Origin of the sequence: Streptomyces sp. NPDC093089, assembly GCF_044754405.1 — a bacterium.
Classification (GTDB): domain Bacteria; phylum Actinomycetota; class Actinomycetes; order Streptomycetales; family Streptomycetaceae; genus Streptomyces.
In genome coordinates this window covers 394855-419683 of sequence record NZ_JBIVPA010000006.1, presented here as the reverse complement: position 1 = coordinate 419683, position 24829 = coordinate 394855, and the positions used below count along the sequence as shown (strand labels likewise).

Below are 24829 nucleotides of genomic sequence, written 5' to 3'. Positions count from 1 at the left end.
CCCTCACCTCGGCTTCCCGTTCGTCTGCTCGGAGGGGACCGGCCGCCCCGACTGGGCCGCCATGACCTCCTCGTACAACTCCGGCCGGAACTCCCGCAGATGGGCCAGGATGCTGCTCATCTGCGTGCCGATGTTCACGAACCGGGTCTTCCCGCCCTGGAACTCGACCTCGTCGACCTTCCGCGTCCCGCGGTGCAGCCCCACCACCGTCCAGTCGTCGAGGCAGACCGGGGAACCGGAGGAGCCGCCGCGCGTGTCGGTGAAGTACAGGATGTCGTGCTCGTCGGCCCGGTAGACCAGGTTGTTGCGCAGCGCGACCCGCTTCGGCAGGCCCCCCGGGTGCTGGATGATGTTGACCGGCACGCGCTGCCGCTCCCGGACGAGCAGCGGCCGGGTCGCGACCTTCAGCGTCGGCCGCCGCTCCTGGTCGGGCGCGAGCCGCACGATGGCGTAGTCGAGCGCCGCGTCCCAGGCGGCGAGCTCCCCGGCCGTCGCCTCCGGCGCCGCCGCCGCGTTCTCGACGAAGTCGAAGCGGGAGCGCGACATCAGCGCCTGGAGCCGCAGGTCCTCGTCGCTGACGTAGGGCCGTACGCCCGCCTCCCACGAACGGGCCATCACCACGTGGTGGTTGGTGATCAGCAGTTCCGGTGCGAGCATCCACCCGGTGCCGCCGTGCGGATACGACGGGAGGAGCGGCGCCCCCGACTCGTACGGCGGGATCCGCAGCAGCGCGACGGACGCACCGGCCCGGATGCCGCCGTGCAGGAACTCGTACGGCACGGTGTCGTCCTGGAGGACGATCTCCTCCTTCAGCTCGCCTGGCATGAGGTCGGCCGGAAGGTCGGCCTCGCCCGTGATCTCGCGCGCCACGGCGTCGAGCGCGCCCTGGAGGACGGCCCGCGGACCCGGCTCGCGGACGTGCTCGATCGCGTTGTGCAGCCAGATCTCCAGCGGCACGAGACCGTCGAGCAGCCGCTCGACCTGGTTCATCGCGTTCAGGTCGGCATGCGCCTGCTCCCGGGGGTCCTCGATCGGTTCGAGGGTGGCGGTGAAGTATCCGGGGATGCCCCTGAGCAGCGCGGGCCGCAGGGCGCGGTCGGCCAGACCCGCCTCCATCGCCGCGTTGCGGACCCGGACCAGCTCCGGCTGCGCCAGGAACGGCACCTTGCGCAGCGCCGCGCCCGCCGCGTTCGGCGGCGGCCGCGTCCACAGGCCCGCGCCGCCGTGCCGGGGGCGCAGCCCGGCCAGGGGACGCGGCTGCCCGCCGTCCGGCGCGCCGCCCTCGCCCGGGCCGTGCGGCCCCGAGTCCATCGCGGAGGCGACCCCGAGCAGCAGGTCCCCACTGCCGTCCCGGAGGGTCAGCACCTGCCGTGCCACGCCGTCCAGGGTGCCGCGCCGCCGCGCCTCCCGCAGGTCCCGCTCGATCCGTTCGAGGTCCGGACGGTCCGCGTCCGGAGCCGGTTCGGGCTCGCCGGCCGCCGACGCCAGGATCCGGGCCAGCGGCCCGAGCAGCCCCGGCTCGTCGGTCAGGGTGGTGTCGATCCAGCGGGCGAGCTCCGTGATGACGGCCTCCTCGTCCGCCGGGAGCCCCACCAGCCGCAGGGTGTGCTCCAGGAGCCTGGGGTCCGCCCGGCAGGCCGTGGCCGCCGCCGTACGGGCCAGGGACGGCTGCCGTGCCAGGTCCGCGTCCGGCATGCCCCGCAGGGTCCGGGCGAGCCGCTCCTCGGCCGGAGCGGCGTCCACGTCGGCCACCGCCGCGAGCCGGGAACGGGCGACCAGGACACCCAGGGACTCGTACCGCAGCCCGAGGCCCGACGCCAGATCCTCCGCTTCCTGGAGGTCGCGGTCGGCGTCCGCGAAGTCCCCCGCGTCCTGCGCGAGCCGCGCCGACAGCTGCAGCAGTTCGAGCTGCGTCTCCGCGCAGCCCGCCTCCTCCGCCCGGTCCACGGCCCGCTCGGCGCCCTCACGGGCCTCCGCCGACCGGCCGGACCGGGCGAGGGTCTCGGCCAGCAGCCCGTGCAGCCTGCTGCACGGCGTCCACGGCCGCCGCCCCGCCAGCCGCTGCGCCGCCGCCTCCACGTACCCCTGGGTGAGCAGGTCCTCCACCTCGCGCGCGGCGATCCGCTCCCAGTCCTCCTGGTCGGCCTCGGTCATGATCTGGTCGGGCACGTGGCCGCCGATGCGGCCGAGGAGGAACGCGGCCGAGCGGGGCGGCATCTCCCGGTACGTCGACCCACCCAGGTAGAGGGCGACACCGGGCTCCCAACGCGCCTCGACCGTACGGGGGTTCTCGCCGAGCCGGAGCCGGTGGTAGATCTCCTCGGCACGCGCCCGGGCGCCCTCGCGGGCCGCGTAGTACGCGACCGCCCTGTGGTCCACGGCGCGCATCAGATCGGTCCGCGCCCGGTCGGAGAGGCGCAGCATGATGGCCCGCAGATCGGCCCGGTGCCGGATGGCCTCCGGCCCGGCCGACTCCATCAGATCGACGCGCGAGGTCAGCAGCCCGTAGAGCCGCCGCGCCTCCGCCGGGGTGTCCACCCGGAGCCCCGAGGGACCCGCCAGCACCTCACGGACCAGGTCGGGGGTGATGAACCGCAGCGCGAGACCGGCCTGGACGAGCGCCCTCACGTCGTCCTCCGCGATGTGCTTGAGGAGGCGGTCGTACAGCGTGCCCTGGATCAGCATCTGGTCGACCTGCCGGTCGAAGTACCGCCGCCGGGAGGGCAGTCCGCGCAGCAGCTCGCCGAGCGAGCGGGAGTCGCTGCCGAGCGCGACCGCCGTACGGGCCGCCAGCAGCAGGCTCAGCGGATGACCGCCGATCCGGTCGGCGAGGTCCTCGGCGAGCGGCTCGTCGTCCACCCCCGACGACATCAGCAGGTCCACCGAAGCCTGGTGGTCCAGCTCGGTGAGTTCCATCGAGCGGGGGGTGAGGATCCGCGCCGGATGGTCGATCGGCGCGCGGCCGGAGACGATGAACCGCAGGCGCGAGTAGGCGGCGCGGAGCGCGGTCCAGATCGCCCACATGCGCGCCATGACGGGGGAGCCCCGGTACTGGGCCTCCTCGAAGGAGTCGACGACGACGAGGAACGGCGGGGCCGTTTCACCCGGGGCCGGCCGGACGGCCTCGGCGACCAGGGACGCGGCCCGGTCGGCGAGTTCCTGCTCACGGGCGCTGGCCCGGGCGTGGAAGTCGGCGGAGTAGTCGCGGCCCATCGTGGCGCGCGCGCCTGCCAGCTGGTACAGGTCGTCGAGTTCGTTGCGCTCGCCGCGCTGCACGGCCGCGGTCCGCTCGCACTCGTCCGCGAGCGCGTCGAACTCGGCGCGGAGCGCGGGATACTGGACGCCCAGCTGCCGGGCCGCCTCCGCGATCACGGTGGCCGGCTCGTGGATGGAGAGCGTCGGACGGGCGAAGTCGATGTAGACGAAGGGGAATCCGTCCGTTGAGGCGGCCAGCGCGTCGACGAGGAACTTGGCGAGCAGCGTGCTCTTGCCGATGCCGCCCATCCCGTACAGCAGCACGGGTGGCTCCGCCGGTTCCTCGGGCAGGGCCAGATAGGCGTGCAGGGCGTCGAGTTCGGCGGTGCGGCCGTGGAAGGTCCCCTGGATCAGCCGGTGCATCGGTTGGAGCAGCCGGGCCTTCTCCAGCCGGCGCTGGACGTCGTCGACGGCCGGCAGGCCGGTCACGCCCGGGACCCGGCTCAGCCACAGGACGGCCTGAAGGATGTCGGAGAGCTCCTCGACCGGGTTATGCACCGGGGGAGGGGGCAGTCCGTCGAGCGGGTGGCCCGCCGCCCCCGCGTCGGGCGGGAAGCCGCCGGTGAGCAGGGTCAGGGCGGCGCGTTCCGGGCCGGGGCCCGCCGGGCGGAGGCCGATGTTGGTCCGCAGGGCGCGCAGGGCGGCGAGCGGCCCCGCGAGGCCCGCCAGCGTCGCCTCGCGGACCTCCGGCTTGAGCGTCCACACCGTGGCCGGCGCGCCCTCGGGCGACGGCAGGCCGGTGCAGTCGTCGACCAGTTCGAGGACGGCCCGCCCGGTGGACAGCTCCTCGTCCGGCAGGCGCAGCCGCGCCGGGTCGAACTCCTGGAGCAGGCAGGCGGCCTCGCGGTACGACCTGCGCAGGTCGGGCAGGGCGGCGGCGGGCGTGGCGAGACCGGTGCGGAGCGCGTCACGGAGCAGTGGTCCGGCCGCCCCGGGCAGCGGTGCCGGGGTCGGTGGCAGCGCCCGGCGGAGCCGTACGACGTCCTCGACGGCCGTGCAGACCCGGCGCATGTAACTGTCGCCGTTCGAGGGCGCGGCGACGGCGCGGAGCACCTCGGCGACGGCCGTCTCCGTCAGCTCGCCGACGGCGTCCTCCTGCCCCGGAGGCAGCGTGTCGCCGAAGAACTCGGTGAAGAAGGCGCGCAGGTCGCCCTCGTCCACCAGGCGGGTCGTGTCCCGGCACTCGTTCTTGCGTATCTCGTACGGGAGCTGGCGCATCGTCGTCGCGTAGCCGAGCAGGACGAGACGGGGCACGGTCTGGGCCCGCACCGGCGTGTACTCGTACACGGCCCGGGCGAGGACGCCGATGCAGTCCCATACGTCCGACTGCGGGTCCAGCTGGTCGCAGTCGTCCAGGACCAGCCAGAACCGCTCCTCGGCCCCCGTCGCGCGCGCGACGATCCGGTGCGCGGCGTCCTCGAAGCACGGCAGTGGATCGTTCAACCGTGTGGGGTTCAACAGCACCTCGTCGGCCCCGGGTCCCGACACGAACGCCGCGAGCCGCTCCATCAGCCGCGCGGCCGTGGACGTGCGGGACAGCGTCACCCGCACCGGACGGAAGTCGCAGTGCTGGCCCAGGTGCCGGATGAACTCGTACGTGTAAGACCGCCCGCTGTCCGGCGGACCGTCGACGACCAGCACCGTCTGCTCCGGATCGGCCAGGAAGCCCCGCAGCTTCTCCCGCAGTTCGCTCCGGTCCAGGAACACCGCCGTGCCGTGCTTCAGGAGCAGACTGTCGAACGGGTCCCGGGGCGACCGCCGCAGCCGCTCGTCCTTCCGCAGCCGGGTGAGCAGGTTGCGCGCCTCCGCGCCCTGCTCGAAGGCGTGCGGGTCGTCGATGGCCGCCAGCGCGTCGAGCCCGGCGAGCACGGCCAGCAGCCGTCGCTGGTGCGCGATGTCCTGCCGGGCCGCCGCCACCACCAGCAGCGCGTTCCGGTCCGCGTCCGGCGTCAGCGGCAGGTAGTGCACGAAGTCCGCCGGCAGCCCGGAGCGCAGCAGCGTCTCCCGTGGCTCAGGGGTGTCCAGGAGGTGGTCCCGCACCCAACTGGCGACGAGACCCCACTCCGTCTCGGTGAGCGGCATACCGCACCTGCCCGGCGCTCTTCGCGCAGCGCCGGTCGCTCCGGCGCCGGAGGTGATCCCTTCCATCGTTCCACCGCCCCGAACCCCCCGCAATCGCTGCTCGTCGGGGGCGGAACACCGGGGCGGGATCAGGAGCGCAGCACGATGTCGTCGTACGACTCCAGGCGCCGCCACCGCTCCTCGGGGCCGCGCGACGGCGGCAGCACGTCCACGTCCGGCAGCGGTCCGAACTCCAGCTCGGTGATCTCCGCGACGTCCGAGACCGGCACCTGGTACGTGCGGAAGGGGCCGAGCGGCGGCGGCGAGCCGGCCTTCGCGCCCGCCAGGGCCCGATCGGCGTCCCTGCTCAGGTCGGGGCTCTGGTCCAGGACGTACGCGGCGGCGGCCAGGGCCCCGTCCTGGAGGAACGCGGCCACCTTCCAGAACCGCAGCGGCACCTGGATCCCCCGGTACGGCGGGTCGGAGTCGTGGAGCACCGGGCCGGTGAGGACCGTCAGTTTCCGGTCGTGCTGGGCGGCGTGGTCGAGGAGGTAGTTCTCCAGCCCCTGCCAGAGCTGTTTCCCCTGGTTGAAGACGTCGGCCTGCGGGGCGGCGTTGGTGTAGTGGAAGGTGTCCGTGTTGGCCCGGTGCGCGACGCCCGGCGCACCCCACACCGGGTCGAGCCGGCGGACCAGGTGGCCGCGGTCGAGGCTGTTGTTCCGGTAGACGTCGTTGCCCGCCTGGTGCTCCTCGGGCAGCCGGGGATCGAACTGCCAGGCGTCGTCCCGGGGTACGTCCTCCAGGAGCTCGCGCCCCTCGATGCACACGGCCGTCGACGCCGCGAGCCGCCGGTCGGGCCGGAACACCACGGTGAAGTGCGTGTACGGCAGGACCACCGTCGCGACCCCGTTCCGCGCCGGGACGGGCAGCGGGACGTCGGGGCCGAGGAAGGTCGCGTCGTAGCCGGTGCGGTCGGCGAGGGCGGACCGGCCGGCGGCGTCGCCGAGGACGGCCGGGTCGGTGGGAGGGGGCGGTGGGGGAGAAGGGTTCATAGGATGGAAGTACCGCGCGGAGGGGGCCGTGCGCGGTTGAGGAGGAGAGGCCACCCGATCAGACGCTCGCGGCGGCTCCTCCGCGTGTCGCCTGGAGGCACCTCGTGGCCACCGGACTCTCCGTGCACATCGGACTCAACAGCGTCGACCCCGCCCGCTACGAGGGCTGGGACGGCACGCTGGTCGCGTGTGAGAACGACGCGCACGACATGGCGCGCCTCGCGCGCACGGCCGGATTCGAGACGACGACGCTGCTCACCCCCGACGGGACGGTCGCGAACGTGACGGCCGTGCTCGGCGAGGCCGCCGGCCGGTCCGCGCCCGCCGACGGGCGGGGCCCCGACGCCGTCCTCGTCTCGGCCTGCCAGGACGACCAGGTCGCCGCCGACGGCGACGTCAACGGCGCCTTCACCGCAGCCGTGCTCAGGACCTGGGACGACGGCGCCTACCGCACCTTCCACAAGGCGGTCCAGCAGGCACTCCCCCGGACCCAGCGCCCGAGCCTCTACACGACGGGCTCGCCCGACGAGACGTTCCTCGGCCAGCGGCCGTTCACGATCTGACGGCCGCCCCGCACGGGGCGCGGTCCGGCCGGGCCCTCACGGCCGGAGCGCCGTCGCCAGCTGCGCGCGGGAGCGGACGTCGAGCTTCTGGTAGATCCGGGTCAGCCGCGCCTCGACCGTCTTCACGCTCAGGTACAGCTTCGCCGCCGCCTCCTGGTTGCTGGCGCCCTGGCACACGAGCCGCGCGAGCCGCAGCTCACCCTCCGTCAGCGAGGACAGCGCCGGCAGCGCCTCCTCCGCCCCGGAAGCCGCCCCGGGCCCGTCGCCCGCCCCGACCGCCGGCGTCTCGCCCGCCAGCGCCAGCCACGGAGCCGCCCCGGCCCGCTCGAACACCGCCGCCGCCGCGTGCAGGGCGCTCTGCGCCGCCGACCGCCGCCGCCGGCGCCGCTCCACGCGGGCCAGCGCGATCAGCGCCCGCCCCCGCTCCAGCGGCAGCCCCGCCCGCCCGAAACTGTCGGCCGTGCGGGTGAGCAGGTCCGCCGCCTCGTCCGTCCGCCCCTCCGCCGCGAGCCACAGGGCGTACGCCCGGTCGCAGCCGAGCAGCACCGTGGACCGCCCGAGCCGCTCCGCCACCGGCCGCACCTCCGCGAGCAGCGCCAGCGCCTCGTCGGCCGCGTCCTGGGCGAGCAGCGCCTCGGCCAGCTCCTCGTGCCAGCGCAGCATCGACGGGTCCACGGTCGACTGGGCGCGCTCGTCGGCCTGCACCCGCCGCAGCGTCTCCAGGGCGGCGGCCACGTCCCCGTTGATCAGCTGGACCCGGCCGAGCGCGTACCGGCTGCGGGAGAGGAAGACCCGGTCGCCCTCCTCCTCGGAGGCCTGCACGCTGCGGCGCGCGTAGCTCGCGGCCCGCGCGAAGCTGCCGCCCGCCGTCTCCGCGAGCGCCAGCGCGTACCAGGCGGGACCGGGGGAGAGGCCCGCCTCCAGGGTGAGGGCGAGCGACTGCCCGGCGTGCGCGAGGGCCGCGCCGCAGGGGCCGATCCTGGACTCGATCTCGGCGAGCGTGGAGAGCAGCTCGATGGCGTCCTCGACGGATCCGCGCCGCTGCACCAGCGGGAGCAGCGCGCCGAGTTCGTCCCGGGCCTCCACGAGTCGCCCGTCGAAAAGGGCGTGGCGGATCGTCAGGATCTGCGCGGCGTTGCGGATGCCCAGCGGGCGCTCGGCCAGCTCCAGGGCGCGGGCCTGGGCGAGCACGGCCTCCGCGTCCGGGGAGCCGAGGGCCCGCTCCATCCGCGCCTGGACGGTCAGCGCCTGCGCCGCCGTGCGCGGGTCGCCCATCGAGGCGGCCAGCGCGGCCGATTCGACCGCGGCCGCCCGGGACCGCTCCGGATCGCCGTCCGCCAGCACGTACTTGACGGCGAGCCGCAGCTGTACGGCGGCCCGCAGCGCGGTGTTGCCCTCGGAGTCCTCCATGGCGTGGACGTACATCTCGTCGAGCCCGGTCAGCCCCTGGCCCGCCGTGTCGAGCACCGCGAGCCGCGCCCGCACCCGGTCGGAGGGCACCGCGTCCCGGGCGAGCAGATCGGTGGCGGCCCGCATGGCGAGGTCGGCACGGGCCGCGCGCGCGGCCTCCTCGGCGGCGTCGACGAGTCGGGCGAGCCGCTGCCCGCCGTGCCGGCCCGGCGTCGACTCGGCGGCGAGCAGGGCGAGTTCGGCGGCGAGTGCGTTGTTCCCGCGTCGCCGGGCCAGATCGGCGGCGGCCGCGACCTCGGCGGCGAGCTCCTCGTCCGGGGAGTCGGTGGCCAGCGCCCGGTGGCGTACGGCCTCCACGGGGTCGTCCACGACCTCGGCGAGGGCCGCGTGCCCGGCGCTCCGCTCCGCCCAGCAGGCGTCGTGCACCAGCGTGGAGGGCAGCAGGCCGGCGGTGAACGTCACCGACCCGTCCTCGGCGAGCGACACGAGGCCGGCCCGCTCGGCCGCCGCGAGGTCCGCCTCCGCGTTGGGCCGCCCGGCCCGGCGGACCAGGGTCGCCGAGGGGCGCAGCGCCAGCGCGGCGAGCAGCAGCGTCTCCCGTACGGCGGCGGGAGCGGCGCCCAGGAGCTGGCGGGCGAGGTCGCGGGCCCGGCCGGAGAGCGTCAGCGCCTCCGCGTGGTGCAGCGGGGTCCTGGCGTCGGCGAGGGACCGCCCCACGGCGAGCGCGAGGCGCGGATTGCCGCCGCTCGCCCGGTGGATGCGGCCGGCCATCCGGGAGGGCAGCCGGTGGTGGATGAGGAGTTCGGCGATCTCGTCGGCGGCCAGCGGCGGGACGAGCAGCACGTCCGCCTCGGACGGCACCCACAGGTGCGTGGCGTGCGGGTCCTCCGGGCGGTGCGGCTCGCGGTAGGGCTCGTGGCCCTCGCCGTACGGTTCCGGGGTCTCCACGGCCACCACCCGCAGCGCGGGCGGCGCCAGGTGGAGGGCGAACCGCAGCAGGTCCGCGCTGTCCGCGTCGACGTGCTGCACCCCGTCGACGACGAGCAGGACGGGGCCGCGGCCGGTCAGGGCGCGCAGGATGCGGGCGATGCCGAGGCGCAGGGCGATCGGGTCCCAGCCGCCGGCGTCGATCGGCGCCTCGCGGCAGAGCATGGCGACGGCGGTGCGCTGGGGTCCGGGCAGTTCGTCGAAGGCGCCGGAGGCGAGGATCCCGGGGTCCGGTGCCGCGGGTCCGGGCGCCGGGGAGGTCACCGTCGCCGCGGCGGAGGCGACGAGCGCGGCCGCGGCGGCGCCGGGTATGTCCCGGTCGGACGGCAGCGGTGCCAGCCACAGCACGGTCTCGCCGCGCGCCTCGGCGCGGGCCGCCTCGGCCAGGGCGAGTTCGGTCTTGCCGACGCCGGCGGGTCCGGTGAGCAGGGCGCGGCCCCGTGCGTGCAGGGCGCGTTCGATGCGGGCGAGGAGCTCCTCGCGGCCCACCGGGGCAGCGCGGTGCGGTGCTGTCGTCACTGTCCCCCACCTCCGGCCCTCGGGTCCCGACCCATGAGCCCCGTGGGCAGAGGATACGGAGCCCACCGGAGGAGTCCAGGCCTCCTGTCCGGCATACGGACAGGAGGCCTGCGCGGCAGCCGCCCCGGACATGCCAGGACGCGCCCGTGGTGTAGACCACGAGCGCGTCGCTGACCAGCAAGGATGCTGATGTGGGGGGTGGTTCAGTGGGATGTCACCGGTGGATCAGAAGGTGAGGCTCCACGAGTCGATGTAGCCGGTGTCACCCGAGGCCACATCCTTCACCTGGAGCTTCCAGGTGCCGTTGGCGACCTCGCTCGACGCGTCGACCGTGTACGTGGTCAGGACGTTGTCGGCGCTGTCCGAGGAGGAGGACGCCTTCAGGTTGCGCACCGTGCCGTCGGGGGCGATCAGGTCGATGACCAGGTCCCCGCGCCAGGTGTGCTTGATGTCCACGCCGACCTTGAGGGCGGCGGGCGCGTTGCCGGTGCGGCCGGTGACGGCGATCGAGGACGACACGGTGGTGTTGTCGGAGATCGTCACGTCGGTCGCGTTGGTGAACACGCTGCCGCTCGGCGGGGTGGTGCCGAGGACCGCGTCCACGGACTTCGCGGTGTCGGCGATGCCGGTGCCGCAGCCGCCGGTGCAGGTGCCGGGCAGCGGGCGGGCGTTGGTCTTGATCGCGGACTCGATCTCGGCCGGCGTGAGGGTGCTCTTGGCCGACTTCAGGAGCGCGGCCAGGCCGGCGATGTGCGGCGCCGCCATCGAGGTGCCCTGGTAGGGCTTGTAGTTCTCGGTCGACTGGGTCGTCAGACCCGAGTTCAGCGTGGAGTAGATGCCGTTCTCGGGGGTGGTGACGGTACCGGGCGTGTCGGTCGAGCGGCGGGTCTCGCCGCCGGGCGCGGCCACGTCCACGATGGTGCCGTAGTTGGAGTAGTACGACCGGTTGCCCTCGCGGCTGGTCGACGCCACGGTGATGACGCCCGAGCAGTTCGCGGGAGTGAAGCCGGAGGCGTTCGCGTTGCTGTTGCCCGCGGCGACGACGACGGTGGTACCGCGCGAGACGGCGCCGTTGATGGCGGTCTGGTAGACGCTCGGGCAGGTGGAGCTGGCGCCGCCCAGGCTCAGGTTGATGACCCTCGCCGGGTTCGCGTTGGCCGGGACGCCCGGCACGGTGCCGCCGGAGGCCCAGGTGATGGCGTCGGCGATGTCGGAGGACGAGCCGCCGCACTTGCCGAGCACGCGCACGGGCTGGATCTTCGCGTTGTACGCGATGCCCGCGATGCCCTTGGTGTTGTTCGTGACGGCGCCGATGGTGCCGGCCACGTGGGTGCCGTGCCAGGAGGAGTTGGAGGCGGTGGAACCGGTGCCGCACTCGCCGGCGGTGGCGTTCCAGTCGCCCTCGTCCTTCGCGTCCGCGTCGCGGCCGTTGCCGTCGCGGGCGTCGGCGGAGGTCGAGATGAAGTCGTAGCCGGCGACGATGTTGCCCGCCAGGTCCGAGTGGGCGGCGTAGCCGGTGTCGATCACGGCGACGGTGACGCCGGTGCCGGTCGTCTTGTCCCAGGCTGCGGGAACGTTCATGCCGCCGGTGGGCTCGAAGAGGTCCCACTGCTTGGCGTAGTCGGTGTCGTTCGGCGTGACGGCCATGGCGTACGCGCGGATGTCGGGCTCGACCGACGCGACGGACGGGTCGGCGCGGAACGCGTCCATGACCTCGGTCACGTCCTGCTTGGTGGTGCTGTCGCCCAGGTCGACCAGGGCGCCACCGCCGGCGAGGCGGCGCTCGAAGGAGAGCTTCTCGCCCGTCTTCGCGGCCTTCTCGGCCGTGTCGCTCTTCGCGGCGGTGTTGGAGCCGGCCTCGGCGGCCTGGCTCTTGTAGGTCACGATGACCTTCTCGACGGGGGCGTTGGGAAGCGCCCGCATCGTCTGCGAAGCCGGAATCGGCTTCGGGGTGGCAGCGCTCGGGGCGGCGGCGATCGCCCCGGTCGTGGCAGCGGCGCCGAGGATCGCGGCGCTCGCGACCACGGATATGACTCTCCGCCTGGAACCGTTCAAGGTGTGGCCCTTTCGAGTACGACGTAACTGCGGAGCAGTGGCGGCGGCGCGGGTCACACGGGGCGAAGTGGGGTCGCGTCCGAGGTTCCCTGGGCTTGGGGGGCCCGTGCGCCGCCACCGGCGCGACGGCCCGGGTCAAGGCCGTCACCGGCGGACATCACCCTCCGCATGCACCTGTCAGGGTGCGGTGGGGGGATGATATCTGCCGGTGCGGAGGACAGTAGGGAACGGGTGGGTGAACCCGATACGGGGAAAACCCTTGTCACCCCTCACAGGGCTGCGGGGGTGCGGTGAGGGGAGGCGGCCCGGTTCCCGGCGGGGGAGAGTGCGAGGCCATCCCGAGGGTCCGCGCGACGACTTGGGCGGACACCGGAACCATTGATTCCGGAGTGCCGTCGCCCGGAACGATACGGCCTTCCTTCCGGCGGCACGACGGCGGGGTCACCCCCTCATTCCGAGGGCCCGGGGCGACCTCGACCCTCTTTCCGGGGTGGTGGGGCCGGTTGGGCCGCATGTCCGCACGCGGAGGGATGGTGACCGTTCTGGGGGTGCTGAGGCGGATTGTGACGATTCACCGCACATCATGGTGAATCGCGGGGAGATGGTGGAGCTTCCGACGGTAACAGGACCCGGGAGGCGAGCCCTTGGGGTGGCGCGTTCCGAGGGAGCCCACCCCTCGAAGACGTCAGCCCAGTTCGAGGGTGGTGACGCCGAAGACGCGCTCCCGCGCGACGGGGCGGACGGGCCCGGTGTACATCCGGGCCGTCTCGAAGGTCGGCTCCAGGCCGCGTTCCAGGGCGAGGCGGGCGGCCGCCGGGTTCGCCTCCGGCATGTCCACCGCGATCCGGTCGGAACCGAAGTCCCGCGCGGCGGCGGCGAGGGCGTCGAGCAGGGCGGCCGCGTCGGCGGCGGTGTCGGCGAAGAGCGGCCCGACCCGGGCCTCGTCCTGCGCGGGGCGGACCACCCCGTAGCCGGTCGGGCGCCCTTCGGTGACCCGGACCAGGGTGCGGTGGCCCGACGTGCCCAGCCAGGCGGAGAGGAACCGCGGGCGGTCGGCGTGGTGGCACGCGGCGTCGTACGCGGCGAGCGCGGCCGGATCCACCAGCTCGGCGCCGACGACACCGGCCACCGGACCGTCGGGCGCCGGGACCTCGCCCACGTACCGTGCCGTGCGGTACGCCGTCGTGAACCCGGACCGGCGGTAGTTGTCCTGCTGCGCCGGCACCCCGTCGAGTCCGACGGACCGCCCGCCCGCGTGGGCGAGCGCGGTCCGCCAGGTGGTCAGGCCGTGACCGAGGCCGCGGAACTCGGGGCGTACGAGATAGAAGCCGAGGAACGCGTACGCCTCGTCGTAGTTCACGACCGAGATGGCCGACACCGGCTCCCCGTCGACCCGCCCGAGGAAGAAGCCCCCGGGATCCTGCGCGAAGAACGCCGGCGCGTCCGCCAGGCCGGGGTTCCACCCCTCCTCGGCGGCCCAGGAACGCACGAGGTCCCAGTCCCGCAGCGTTGCGGGCGCGACGGAGAGCGAACCGGTGGAGGCGGAGGTCATGGGGTTCCTTCGGCGGCCGGGAGCGGGGCGGACGTGCGGAAACGGGGCAAAGCGCGCCGAGCATAGCGCCGTTCCGCGCGCCCGCCGCCGGACGCCGATCGATTTCGGCCGGGCCCGCGCGGGGCGGCTGCGGCGCTTCTGCGGGCGTGCGCGGGGTGGGCGCGCGCGGTCCGGCGCGGTGCCGGGTCTCCTGGGTCCTGGCCGGCGGTGGCCCGGGGTCAGCCGACCAGGCGCAGGCGGGGGGTGGCGACGGTGAGGTGGACGGTCTGGCCCCAGGTCAGGTCGAGGGCGTCGGATTCGACGCCGTCGCCGAAGGCGACGAGGCGGTCGGACTCGACGGTGAGGCGGAGGCCCTGACCGGGGGTGAGGAGGCCTTCGACGCGGGTGGTGCCGGTGGTGGGCGAGGGCCAGGCCTCGCGGACGAACCAGGCGAGCCGGGCGTCCGAGGGCGCGGGCAGCGCGAGCGCGCTGGAGCGCTGCTCCCACAGGGACCGCAGCCAGCCGGTGGCCCCGGTGCCGGTGCCGACGAGCACGCCCGACGAGGCCTGGGGCTCCGGCGGGACGTCCGTGCCGTCGAGCCCGAGCGTGTAGCGGGCGGTCTGGTGGCCGGGCGGGCCGACGTAGATCTCGTTGAGGGCGAGGAGCCGCTGCGCGTCGTCGGTGACGGCCTCGACCATCGTCAGCTCGTCGACGGCCGCGCCCGCCCCCACCGCGTACGGCAGCAGCCGCCGCGCCTGCGCCGCGCGGTGCCGGACCAGGACGCCCGGATTGCGCCCCGGGTCGGCGTCGATGCCGACGACCGGCTGGCCGGTCAGGTACTTCGCCGCGTTGGCGACGAGGCCGTCCTGGCCGACCACGACGACCACGTCCTCGGGCCCGAACAGGAAGCGGTCCAGATCGGCGCGTTCCACCCGCGTCTGCCGCCACGTCAGCGGGACCGCGCCCGCCACCTCGGCGAGCGCCCGGCGGGTGCGCTCGTGCCGTTCCCGTACCGCCTCGACCGAGCGGCCGCGCGCGGAGAGGAAGAACGCGGCCTGACCGTGGGTGCCGTGCCGGGCGAGCAGCTCCTCGTACTCCGTCGTCCGGTGCACGAGGACGGCGCGCGGCGCGAGACTCACGACCGTGCCCCGGCTCCGGTCCCGCCCTCGCCCAGCTTGGCGAGCAGGCCGGTCAGCACGTCGGGGGAGAGGGTCAGGTGCTCGATCCGGGGGAGGTTCTCGGCGGCCCGGTGCACGGCCAGGGCGTGCAGGGTGGCGGGTGTCGCCTCGCCGTGCGCCCGCAGCCACGCGGACTGCGCTCCGGCGCGCGCCTCGCCGACCTCCCGGGCCGCCTCCGCCTCGGCGCGGGCGAGCCTGACCTTCCGTACGGCCTCGGCCTCGGCCCGTACGGCGTCGGCGGCGGCGTTCTCCTCGGCCTCGCGGCGCGCGTTGGTGCCGCGCTGCTCGACGAGCCGCTCCTCCTGCCGGGCGAGCTCGATCTTGCTGGCGAGCTCGTTCTCGGCGATGGCGCGTTCGCGCTCGACGGCCACCGCGCGGCGCTCGTAGGTGGCCCGGTCGGCCTCCTGCTGGATCTGCTCGCGGGCCGGGGTGCGCAGCGCGCGCTCGACCTCGGGCTCGGGGCGGATCGCCACCACCCGGACCGCGACGACCTCGATCCCGGTGGCGGGCAGGCGCGGCTCGGCCGCGAGCCCGGCCGTGATCCGGTCCCGTACCGCCGCCACGCCGTCGACCAGCGCCGCCGCCAGCGCGGTGCGCGCCAGGACGTCGAGCGCGTGCTGCTGCGCCGTCTCGGTGAGCAGCGTGGCGATCTGCTCCAGCGGAGTGCCCCGCCACGCGCCCGTGTCGGGATCGATCGAGAAGTCGAGCCGGGCGGCCGCCGTCGCCGGATCGCCGATCCGGTACGTCACCGTCGACTGCACGCTGACGTCCTGGAAGTCCGCCGTGCGGGCGTGGAACGCCATCGCGAGCTCCCGGTCGTTCACCGGCACCTCGGAGAGCGCCGCGGTGAGCGGCCGGAACCAGAAGCTCAGCCCCTCGCCGTCGTGGACGAGCCTGCCCCTGCGCTGGTGACGGATGTGCGCGGTGGGCGCGGAGCGCAGATGGCGCCAGCCGGCCCGCCGGGTGATGTCAGCCATGGAACCCCCTTGTCGTCATCATGACGATAGGGGGTTCCGTCGGTTGTCGTCAAGGTGACGAAAGGGGAGGTTCGCCGTCCGTCGACGCTTGCCGCGCGCGGCCCCGGTCAGGGGCACACCATGTGCGGCGGCGCCGAGGGCATGGGCAGGGACGGCGCGGGGATGACGACCGGCTCGGGCGAGGCGTCCGGCCCTGACCCGCGGGAGGGCACGGCGCCCAGCGTGACCACGCCGGGCACGGAGGCCACCGGGGCGACGGCCGGCGGCGCCGACGCTCCGGCGGGCACCGGCAGGGGGACGGCGACCGGCAGGGACGGGAACGCCTCCGCGGTGTCGGCCGAGGGGGCTTCCGCGACCGCTTCCAGGTCCGTCCTCAGGGCCGCGCTCGCGCCGGCACCCGTCCCCGAACCCGTTCCTGCACCTGCACCCGTTCCCGCACCCGCACCTGTCCCCGCACCCGCTCCCGCGCCCGCCTCCGCCGTCCCGCCCTTCGTCAGCAGCACCACGCCCCGCGCCGCGACGAGCGAGGCGGCGGCCGCGACGAGCCAGCCCCAGGCGCCGGCCCGGAAGGACTCGCCGAGCAGTGCCACGCCGATGACGGCGGCCGCGGCCGGGTTGGAGAGGTTGACGACGGCCAGGGGGGCGGCGAGGCCGCCGCGGTAGGCGGCCTGGGAGAGGAGGAGGCCGCCCGTGGCGAAGGCCGAGATGAGGACGGCGAGCAGGGCGGTCTGCCACCAGACGGGCTCGTCGCCGGGGAGTTCGCGCGCGAGCGCGGCCGTGAGGGTCTGGGTGAGGGCGGAGGCGACGCCCGAGGCGATCCCGGAGGCCGTGGCGTGGCCGAGACCGCGCCCGGTCCGGCCGCCGGTGGCGGACGCGCCGCGTCCGGTGAGGCGGCCCGAGGCGAGGGTGGCGATCAGGAGCGCCGTCGCCGCCGCGACGGCCAGCGACTCCTGGAGGCTGAGCGCCTCGCCGGGTGCCGTCGGGCCGGTCACGGCGACCAGGCCGACGAGTCCGCCGAGGGTCCAGAGCGCCCCGCGCCACTCGGTCCTGGTGACCCGCCGGTGCGCGAGGTGCGCGCCCAGCGGCAGCGCGGCGACGAGGGTGAGCGCGCCGAGCGGTTGGACCAGGGTGAGGGGCCCGTAGTGCAGGGCGGCGACGTGGGCGAGCGCGCCGGCGGCGTTGAGGCCGACGGCCGCCCACCACTGGCCGCGGGCGAGCAGGGCGCGCAGTGCGCCGCGCCCGTCGTCGGCGGCGGGGGAGGCGGCGGCGAGCCGGGACTGGGCGACGGCGGCGAGCGCGTACCCGGCGGCGGAGACGAGGGAGAGGAGCACCGCGAGCACGGTGCCGGCGGCGGGGCTCATCGGAGGGCTCCGGCCGGGAGGGCGGTCGCGCCGAGCGTGCGGCCCACCGGTGGCGGGGACGCGGTGCGGCTCCGGCCGGGGGTGCGGACGGAGAGGAGCGCGAGACCGAGCAGTACGGCGGCGGCGAGCGCGTCGAACCAGTAGTGGTTGGCGGTGCCGACGATGACGAGCAGGGTGAGCAGCGGGTGCAGCAGCCACAGGACCCGCCAGCGGGACCGGGTGGCGGCGATGAGGCCGATCGCGACCATCAGCGCCCAGCCGAAGTGCAGCGACGGCATGGCGGCGAACTGGTTCGCCATCGAGTCGGTCTCGGGCGTCGCGCCGTAGACGGAGGGGCCGTAGACCCGGGCGGTGTCGACGAGCCCGGTCGCGGAGAGCATCCGGGGCGGGGCGAGCGGCATGAGGAGGTGCAGGGCGAGCGCCGCCCCGGTGACGAGCGCGAGGACGCGGCGCGACCACACGTAGTGGGCGGGGCGGCGCCAGTACAGCCAGGCCAGGAAGGCGAGGGTGGCCGGGAAGTGCACGGCCGCGTAGTACGTGTTGGCGGCCTTGACCAGCGGTTCGCCGTGCAGCAACAGCTGCTGGATCGATTCCTCGCCCGGCAGGTGGATCGCACGCTCGGCGTCCCAGACGCGGTCGGCGTTCCGGAAGGCGCGGGCCTCGTGGCCGTTGGCGAAGAGCCGGCCGAACTTGTAGGCGAGGAAGAGCGCGGTGACGAGCAGCAGCTCCCGCAGCAGCGGAGGCCTGGCCGGGCCGGGGGTGGGTGTCGCCCCCCGTCCAGCAGGACGTGGTCCTCGTATCCCGCTCAACCCGGCAGCCATCGTGCGGCCCTCTAATCCGTCAAATCGGCAACAAACGCAGTGAGCCTAGATCCGATTCAATCGAGACGCAAGCGTATCGATACGTTTGCGTCTCGATTGTGCACCCCCTACTCTCGTATGTGCAGAGACAGAGGTGTCCAGGAGGGATCGATGTCCACTCAGGCCGCGAGCGCCGCCGCCCGTCGCAGCAAGATCACGCCGGAGCGCGAGACCGAGCTGTACGACGCCGTCCTCTGCCTCCTCCGCGAGGGCGGCTACGACGCGGTGACCATGGAGGGCGTCGCCGCCCGCACCAAGTGCGGCAAGGCCACCCTCTACCGGCAGTGGGGCACGAAACCGCAGCTCGTCACCGCCGCACTCGCCCAGCGGCGCTGCACCGTCTTCGCCGGCATCGACACCGGCAGCCTCGCCGAGGACCTCCGCGAGGCCGCCCGCATCGCCGCCTCCCACCGCGAGCGCGACGCCGAGCTCATGGAGGCCGTCACCCAGGCCTTCGTCCAGCACCCCGACCTGCGGGCCGCGCTCCGCGAGACCGTCATCGCCCCCGAGGTCGCCGCCATCGACGCCGTCGTGGCCCGCGCCGTCGAACGCGGCGAGGTGGCCGCCGACAATCCGGCCATCGCCTTCGTCGCGCCCTGCTTCATGGGCATGCTCCGCGTCGAGCGGGTCTTCGAGGACCGCTTCCCCGAGGCCTCCACCATGCGGACCTTCGTGGACGCCGTCCTCCTGCCGGCACTGCGCGTCGGCGGCTGAGCCCGCGCGCCGTCCGGCACCCTGGCGGCATGGCCGCAAGCACCCCCACCGTCCGCGTCCGCCGCGTCTATGACACGCCGTCACCCGACGACGGCGTACGCGTCCTCGTCGACCGCCTCTGGCCGCGCGGACTCCGCAAGGCCGACGCCCACATCGACGAATGGCCCAAGGCGCTCACCCCCTCCACCGAGCTCCGCCACTGGTACCACGGCCCCGACGGCGCGTACGAGGAGTTCTGCCGCCGCTACGAGGCCGAACTCGCCGCCCCCGACGCCGCCGCCGCCCTCGACCACCTCAGGGGCATCGCCGCCCGGGAGACCGTCACCCTCCTCACGGCCACCAAGGACCCCACCCTCAGCCACACTTCCGTGCTCCGGCGAGAACTCGAACGCCCTGGCCCGTAGGCCCCGCCGGGGAGTTCAGGGAGTTCGGGGAGTTCGGGGAATCCAGGGAGTTTCGGGGAGTCCTGTCCGGAGCGCCCCGCTTGGAGCGCCCGCCCGGAGCGCCCCGCCCGGCTCGACACCATCACCGGCCACCGGCCCCTCCGAGCCCTCCAGGCGCCCTGCCCGGCGCCGTCCCCCCAAGCCCTCCCGGCGCCCTGCCCGGCCGTACGCGTCCTCAGGCGACGCCCCGGCGCAGGCGTGGTGCCTCGGCGACGGGGTCCACCCCCGCGGACCGGCTGCCCGAGGCGGACTCGGTCTCCGCAACCGCGGACCGGCGCCCGCCCGTACCGGATTCGGTCTCCCCCGTGCCACCCGCGTCCGCCCCGCGCCCCGCCTCCGTACGGTCGGCCAAATCCCGTGCCCAGATGACGAGTCCGTCGGCGTCGATCCCGTACGCGGCGGCCTCCGGGGCCGCGTCCAGGAGACGGGCGGCGCCCCGGCGCAGCAGCCGGGCACCGCCCGCCGCGTTCCCGCGGGCGGCGTGCGTCAGGCCCACGGCGAGCTGTGCGAGGCCCTGCCAGAGGTCGCGCTCCGCTTCCGGGCCCGACTTCCAGGCGTCCTCGAAGACCTCGTGGGCGTGGAAGGGCATCCCGGCGTCCAGCAGCCGCTGCGCCTCGCCCAGGGTCTCGGCCGGTACCCGCACGACCCCCTCGGGCTGCCGCGGCACGCCCTCCGCGCCGTACGGCAGGGGCCGCCCGAGCCCGTCGCGCGGGCGGCCGCTCCGGGCCCTTCCCGCCGCGTCGCGATCCCTGCCGTCCTCATTCGCTGTCCGGTTCACCCGCCCATTGTCGCCCCCACGGCGATCAGGGACGCTAGGCTCGACGGTCCAGTACCGAGCCTGTTCCGCGTGGGTCGCATCAGGCCGCAAGTTCGTGTGGGGAGTGAGTCGCCGGTGCCGTCGGAAGCCGAACAGCCGCCGTCCGCAAGGCCGATCACGGACGTCGCCGTGCCGCACCCCGTCCGGTCGGAGCGGCGCGTTCCGCGTCCCGCCGGACTGGACCTCGTCGCGCCGCACCCCGGCGGGCCCGAGCCGGACGGGCTGCTCGAACGCGACCCGGAACTCACCGCGGCGGCGCACGCCGTCGACGCGCTCGTCGCCGGAGCGGCGGCGGGCGGTCCCGGGCGCGGCGGCATACTCGTCTTCCGGGGCGATGCGGGCATCGGGAAGACCACCCTCCTCGCCGCGATCCACCGCATCGCCCGGGAGCGCTGCACGGTGCTGACCGCCCGGGGCGGCGAGACGCTCGTCTCGGTCCCCTTCCACCTCACCCGGCAACTCCTCCAGCCGGCGCTCGACGCCTTCGGGCCGGAGGACGTGCGCGGCCTGTTCGGCGACCACCACGACCTCCTGGCGCCCGCGCTCGGCATCGCCGCGCCGCTCTCCCCGTCGGCGGCCCCCGCGGACCCGCAGGGCGTACGGGACGGGCTGGCCGGACTCCTCGGCCGCCTCGCCGAGCGGCTGCCGGACCGGCCGCTGCTGCTGCTCGTGGACGACGCGCAGTGGGCCGACGCCGAGTCCCTGGCCTGGCTCGACGCCTTCACCCGGGACGGACAGGACCGGCGGCTGCCCGTGCTCGTCGTCCTCGCCCACCGTCCGCCCGCGCAGAACCCCGACCGGCCCGGCGCGGCCGCCACGCTCGCGGCACTCGCCGACCGCGCGGTCCTGACCTTCGGCCTGCACGCCCTCACGCCCGCGGCGACCGCCGCGCTCGCCCGCGACATGCTCGGCGGCCACGCGGACGAACCGTTCTGCCGCGAGCTGTGGACGGTGACCTCCGGCAACCCGTACGAGACGGTCGAACTCCTCGCCAAGGCCCGCGACCGGATGCTCGAACCCGTCGCCGGCTCCGCCGCACTCCTCCGCGACCTCGGCGCCGGCGCCCGCGGCGGCGGCCTCGTCGCCCGCCTCGAGGAACTCGGCACCGGCCCGACCCGACTCGCCTGGGCGATAGCCGTCCTCGGCACGGACAGCACGCCGCACCTCCTCACGGCCCTCACCGGCATGAAGCCGGCGGAGGTCGCCGACGACACGGCCCTCCTCCGCCGAGCGAGGATCATCACGCCGTCCCCCACGCCGCCCGCCTCACCCGCGGTGCCCCCGGCGACGGACGGCGCACCCGCCGGCCGGCCGGGGCCCACCCCCGTCGGGAGCACCCCCGAGGCTCCGCTGGAGTTCGCGCACCCCCTCATCGCGACCGCCGTGTACGGCTCGGTGCCGACGGCCGTGCGGACGGCGCTGCACGGGCGCGCCGCGTGGGCGCTCGAAGGGGCGGGGCACGGGCCCGCCGCCGTCTCCCGGCACCTCCTGGAGGTGCATCCCGACGAGGACGAGGAGGTCGTCGGCCGGCTGCGGGCGGCGGCCGCCGAGCACCTCGCCGTCGGAGCGCCCGACGCCGCGCGCCGCTGCCTGGAGCGGGCGCTCACGGAACCGCCGCGCCCGGAGACGTACGCCAGGGTGCTGTACGAGCTCGGCTGCGCGTCGCTGCTGACGTCGCCGGCGGCCACGGTCCGGCACCTGCGGTCCGCGCTGGACCTGCCGGGCCTCGACGACCAGCTCCGGATCGACGCCACCTACCGGCTCGCCCAGGCCCTCGCCCACAACAACCAGCTCCAGGACGCCGCGAGGGCCGTCGCCGCCGAGGCGCTCCGTACCCCGCCCGGCACCGGCCGACGGCGGCTGCAGGCGGCCCACTTCATGTTCGAGGGGTTCCAGGCCGCGGAGGAGGACGGTCCGGGCCGCTCCGGCCGCCTCGCGGAGCTCACGGCGGCCTTCACCGGCGCCGACAACTCCGAGCGGGCCCTGATCGGTGTACGGGGCTTCGACGCGATGCTCCGCGGCGAGCCCGCCGCCGAGGTGGTCCGGCTCTGCGACCGCGCGCTCGTCGACGGCGTGCCGGCCCGGGGGCTGGGCTGGACCGACGTGACCTGGGGCTTCGAGATCCCGGCGCTCACGGGCATCGCATACGTCTTCGCGGACCGGCCCGACCGCGGCGAGGCCCTCTTCACCGAGGCCGTCCGCGCCTTCGAGATCTCGGGCTGGAGCGGCGCCCACCTGGCCTTCGCCCACACGCTCCTGGGGCTGGTCCACCGGCGCCGGGGCCAGCTGGTGCGCGCCCAGCGGCACTTGGAGGAAGGGCTCCGGCTGGCCGACCGCGTGGGCGGCGGGCTCCCCGTCCACTGGGACACCGCCTGCCTGCTCGTCGACACGCTCCTCGCCCGCGGCCGCACGGCCGAGGCGCGCGCCGTCGCCGACCGCTACGCCTTCGGGCCGCCCTGGCCCGGCGCGATCGTGCTCCCGGACGGCCCCAGCGTGCTCGGCCGGCTGCTCCTGGCCGAAGGCCGCCGCGAGGAGGCCGTCGACACGCTCGAAGCGGCCGCCGAGGCCCTCACCGGCCGCGGGCGGCACCACGTCGTCTGGGCGCCCTGGCCCTTCGACCTCGCCCGCGCCGTCGCCCCCACCGACCCGGACCGCGCCGCCCGCATCGCCGCCGAGGCCCACGCCCACGCGGAACGCCTCGGCACCCCCACCGCCCTCGGCGAAGCACTCCGCTGCCTCGCCCTCTTCGCCGACCCGCCGGAGTCCGTCCGCCTCCTCACCCGGGCCGTCGCCCACCTCGCGGAATCCCCCTCCCGTTACGAGGAGGCCCGCGCCCGCCTCGACCTCGCCCGCGCCACCGGCTCCCCCGACGCCCTCGCCCACGCGACCGCCCTCGCCGCCACCTGCGGCGCCGATCCCGCGCCGCCGGGCCGGTGACTACCCGTGCGTCATCCCACCCTCCGGAGTGAGGTAATGTTTCCCCTGCACGACGACGCAGGGGAAACCCCGCGGAGACGCGCATCGGGACGTGGCGCAGCTTGGTAGCGCACTTGACTGGGGGTCAAGGGGTCGCAGGTTCAAATCCTGTCGTCCCGACTCGAAAGAGTCGCAGATCAGGGGCCGTTTCAGAGCAATCTGAAACGGCCCCTTGATCGTTTTTGGGGACCAGTCGGGGAGCAGCGCACACTTGGCCGACCGGAGCTCCCCTTGACTCGGTCGAGGTGAGCTCCGCAGCGCCGTCAGACGGGAAGGGGCCGGCCCAGGACGGACGGGAGCCGGAGGCTGGTGTGGCTCTCGGTACCCCGGAGCCGCCGTGCAGCCAGGAGCCGCCGGGACCGGTCCGAGTCCCAGCGGCTGGCAGTGCGGTTCCAGCGTGCAGATGACGGTTTCCCCGCGCCGACGTCCTGCTCTCCTCGGCCTGGCCGCCGCCGTGCTCCTGGCCGCACCGACCGCGATGGCAGCCACGCCACCAGCCCCCTTCCCGCGGTGCCCTCTCCGTCTCGGAATCCCTGGCCTCGGCCGACGGGAAACCCTCTCCGCCGACCGACGCCAGCCCGCTCCTGTGGACCTCCGTGGGCGCCCCGATCAACAACAAGACCGTGCGCACACAGGGCCGGACACCGTACGACCGGCCGTTCGCCCTGGTGATCACCGGTAACGGGCGCACCCAGGCGGAGGTGAACAGGATGCTGGGCGCCTCCGGGCTGGGTCGCGCGACGAACGACATGACGATTCCTCCGGCCATGTACAGGCTCGGCCTCGACCAGGACTCGGACCAGTTCCTGCTCGGCATCCGCACAGCCGTGCCCGAGCGCCCTGCCCGCCCGAGAAACAGCATCAACTGACTCTGCGGCAGCCCCGCCTCTCGCCGGCTGTACAACGGCGCCCGGGGGGGGGGGGGGGGGGGGGGGGGGCGGGGCGGGGGGGGCGCGCCCCCCCCCCCCGCCCCCCCCCGCCGGCGCCCCCCCCCCCCACCCCCCCCCCCCACCCCCCCCCCCACCCCCCCCCCCCCCCCCCGCCCCCCCCCCCCCCGCCGGGGCCCCGGCCCGCCCCCCCCCCCCCCCCCCCCCCCCCCCCCCCCCCCCCCCCCGGGCGCCGGAGCGAAACCGACGGCGAACAGCACGATGCCCGTCAGCCGGAACAGGCGGGGGCACGGGGCGGGCGCACGGGCCGCAGCCGTCCATCAGGGGGCTCGGCGCGGTCCGCAGCAGGACGACCCGCGTACATCCTCCCGTGGAACGATTTGTCGAGACATCAGGTCTGACGCATCGTTACCCTGCATTCGGAGCCATTCTGGCGCGGGTGGGGATCGCAGGGGGGTATATGGACGTACACAGAGCCGGTGGCGCGGGTGGACGGGGCCGAGGGGTGCTGGAGGGGGCCTTTGCCCTGCTGGAGTGCCTGCGGTCGTACCCGGACGGTGCCGGGGTCACCGAACTGGCGAAGTCCGCCGGTGTTCCCAAGGGCACCGCGCACCGGTTGTTGGACCAACTCGCGGCCGCCGGAGCCGTCGAGCGGCATGAGAGGCGTTACCGGGTCGGCACACAGCTCTACTGGCTGGGCCAGGCCTGGGAACCGTACCCCGGCCTGCGGGCCGCGGCCCGGTTGCCCCTGCACCGGCTGCGTGCCATGACGGGAGCCACCGCGGTGCTGACCGTCATGTGGGAGGACCTGGCCCTGATCGTCGGCTCGGTGCCCGGTGAGGTCGAACCGGTCCTCCCGGTACGCGACGGGATCGCGTTCGGCCTGGACACGGCGGCCGGCAAGGCCCTGCGCGGCCCCGTGCGCCCCGGGGCAGCCCTCGACCGGGAGGACGTGGTCCCAGGGGTGTGCTGCGCGGCGCTGCCCGTGCGCGCACCGGACGGCAGGACGGTGGCGTCACTCGCTGCCGTGGTGCCGTCGGGACGCCGCCTCGAACCTCTCGTCGAGTCCTTGGCCGAGGCTGCCACGGCCGTCACGCGCGCGATGGTGGCGGGAGCCACGCCGACGACCTTCACAGCGCTGTTCCACCCAGCGGAACGCGTGTAGAGCCGGGCCGACCGGTCC

16 protein-coding genes and 1 tRNA gene are annotated in these 24829 nt (G+C 75.2%); 7 read left to right on the top strand and 10 right to left on the bottom strand.

The genetic code is table 11. The features are described from left to right. Positions 1 to 3: 3 nt before the first annotated feature. Together ACIQFX_RS17000 and ACIQFX_RS16995 are read right to left on the bottom strand one after the other, a co-directional pair. Positions 4 to 5337 carry a trypsin-like peptidase domain-containing protein gene (locus ACIQFX_RS17000; RefSeq protein WP_402463739.1) on the bottom strand — a complete coding sequence of 1778 codons (5334 nt, stop codon included), beginning with the start codon at positions 5335 to 5337 and terminating at the stop codon, positions 4 to 6. 128 nt (positions 5338 to 5465) lie between these two features. Further along, positions 5466 to 6368 carry a DNA/RNA non-specific endonuclease gene (locus tag ACIQFX_RS16995; protein ID WP_402463737.1) on the bottom strand — a complete coding sequence of 301 codons (903 nt, stop codon included), beginning with the start codon at positions 6366 to 6368 and terminating at the stop codon, positions 5466 to 5468. 104 nt (positions 6369 to 6472) lie between these two features. Between ACIQFX_RS16995 and ACIQFX_RS16990 the strand changes: the two genes are divergently transcribed. Beyond that, entirely contained in the window at positions 6473 to 6931 is a 459-nt protein-coding gene (locus ACIQFX_RS16990) for a hypothetical protein (protein WP_402463735.1), read from the top strand. A 36-nt stretch (positions 6932 to 6967) separates the two neighbouring features. Here the strand turns inward: ACIQFX_RS16990 and ACIQFX_RS16985 are convergent, their stop codons facing one another. The 7 genes from ACIQFX_RS16985 to ACIQFX_RS16955 form a co-directional block, all read right to left on the bottom strand. Beyond that, entirely contained in the window at positions 6968 to 9847 is a 2880-nt protein-coding gene (locus ACIQFX_RS16985) for an AAA family ATPase (RefSeq protein ID WP_402463733.1), read from the bottom strand. 225 nt (positions 9848 to 10072) lie between these two features. Then, complete coding sequence (locus ACIQFX_RS16980; RefSeq protein ID WP_402463731.1) at positions 10073 to 11872, bottom strand: S8 family serine peptidase; 1800 nt, start codon at positions 11870 to 11872, stop codon at positions 10073 to 10075. 715 nt (positions 11873 to 12587) lie between these two features. Next, positions 12588 to 13454, bottom strand: coding sequence for a GNAT family N-acetyltransferase (locus ACIQFX_RS16975; RefSeq protein ID WP_402463729.1), 867 nt, complete (start codon positions 13452 to 13454; stop codon positions 12588 to 12590). Between the two features lie 218 nt (positions 13455 to 13672). Next, positions 13673 to 14572, bottom strand: a complete 900-nt coding sequence (locus tag ACIQFX_RS16970) for a hypothetical protein (RefSeq protein ID WP_376485016.1) — start codon at positions 14570 to 14572, stop codon at positions 13673 to 13675. After that, positions 14569 to 15588: an SPFH domain-containing protein gene (locus tag ACIQFX_RS16965; RefSeq protein ID WP_402463727.1), complete on the bottom strand. Its 1020-nt coding sequence runs from the start codon at positions 15586 to 15588 to the stop codon at positions 14569 to 14571. The genes ACIQFX_RS16970 and ACIQFX_RS16965 overlap by 4 nt, the downstream gene beginning before the upstream one ends. 107 nt (positions 15589 to 15695) lie before the next feature. Then, a complete protein-coding gene (locus tag ACIQFX_RS16960) occupies positions 15696 to 16949 on the bottom strand; it encodes a DMT family transporter (RefSeq protein WP_402463725.1) in 1254 nt (417 codons plus the stop codon). Next, entirely contained in the window at positions 16946 to 17770 is an 825-nt protein-coding gene (locus ACIQFX_RS16955) for a phosphatase PAP2 family protein (protein ID WP_402463723.1), read from the bottom strand. Before ACIQFX_RS16955 ends, ACIQFX_RS16960 begins: the two co-directional genes overlap by 4 nt. Positions 17771 to 17920: 150 nt before the next feature. Here ACIQFX_RS16955 and ACIQFX_RS16950 point away from each other — a divergent pair, with 150 nt between their 5' ends. After that, positions 17921 to 18523 (top strand): TetR/AcrR family transcriptional regulator, encoded by a 603-nt coding sequence (locus ACIQFX_RS16950; RefSeq protein WP_402463721.1) that lies wholly within the window; start codon positions 17921 to 17923, stop codon positions 18521 to 18523. Positions 18524 to 18552: 29 nt separating this feature from the next. Beyond that, positions 18553 to 18927: a DUF488 domain-containing protein gene (locus tag ACIQFX_RS16945; protein WP_402463719.1), complete on the top strand. Its 375-nt coding sequence runs from the start codon at positions 18553 to 18555 to the stop codon at positions 18925 to 18927. Between the two features lie 214 nt (positions 18928 to 19141). Here the strand turns inward: ACIQFX_RS16945 and ACIQFX_RS16940 are convergent, their stop codons facing one another. Next, on the bottom strand, positions 19142 to 19744 hold the full coding sequence (locus ACIQFX_RS16940) for a DUF309 domain-containing protein (RefSeq protein ID WP_402463717.1): 603 nt from the start codon (positions 19742 to 19744) through the stop codon (positions 19142 to 19144). A 261-nt stretch (positions 19745 to 20005) separates the two neighbouring features. Here ACIQFX_RS16940 and ACIQFX_RS16935 point away from each other — a divergent pair, with 261 nt between their 5' ends. From ACIQFX_RS16935 to ACIQFX_RS16920, 4 genes are all read left to right on the top strand, one after another. Beyond that, complete coding sequence (locus ACIQFX_RS16935; protein ID WP_402463854.1) at positions 20006 to 22720, top strand: AAA family ATPase; 2715 nt, start codon at positions 20006 to 20008, stop codon at positions 22718 to 22720. Between the two features lie 85 nt (positions 22721 to 22805). Continuing rightward, a tRNA-Pro gene (locus tag ACIQFX_RS16930) sits at positions 22806 to 22879 on the top strand. Positions 22880 to 23355: 476 nt separating this feature from the next. After that, positions 23356 to 23628: a hypothetical protein gene (locus ACIQFX_RS16925; RefSeq protein ID WP_402463715.1), complete on the top strand. Its 273-nt coding sequence runs from the start codon at positions 23356 to 23358 to the stop codon at positions 23626 to 23628. A 478-nt stretch (positions 23629 to 24106) separates the two neighbouring features. Next, a complete protein-coding gene (locus ACIQFX_RS16920; RefSeq protein ID WP_402463713.1) occupies positions 24107 to 24811 on the top strand; it encodes an IclR family transcriptional regulator in 705 nt (234 codons plus the stop codon). The last annotated feature ends 18 nt before the right edge of the window (positions 24812 to 24829 follow it).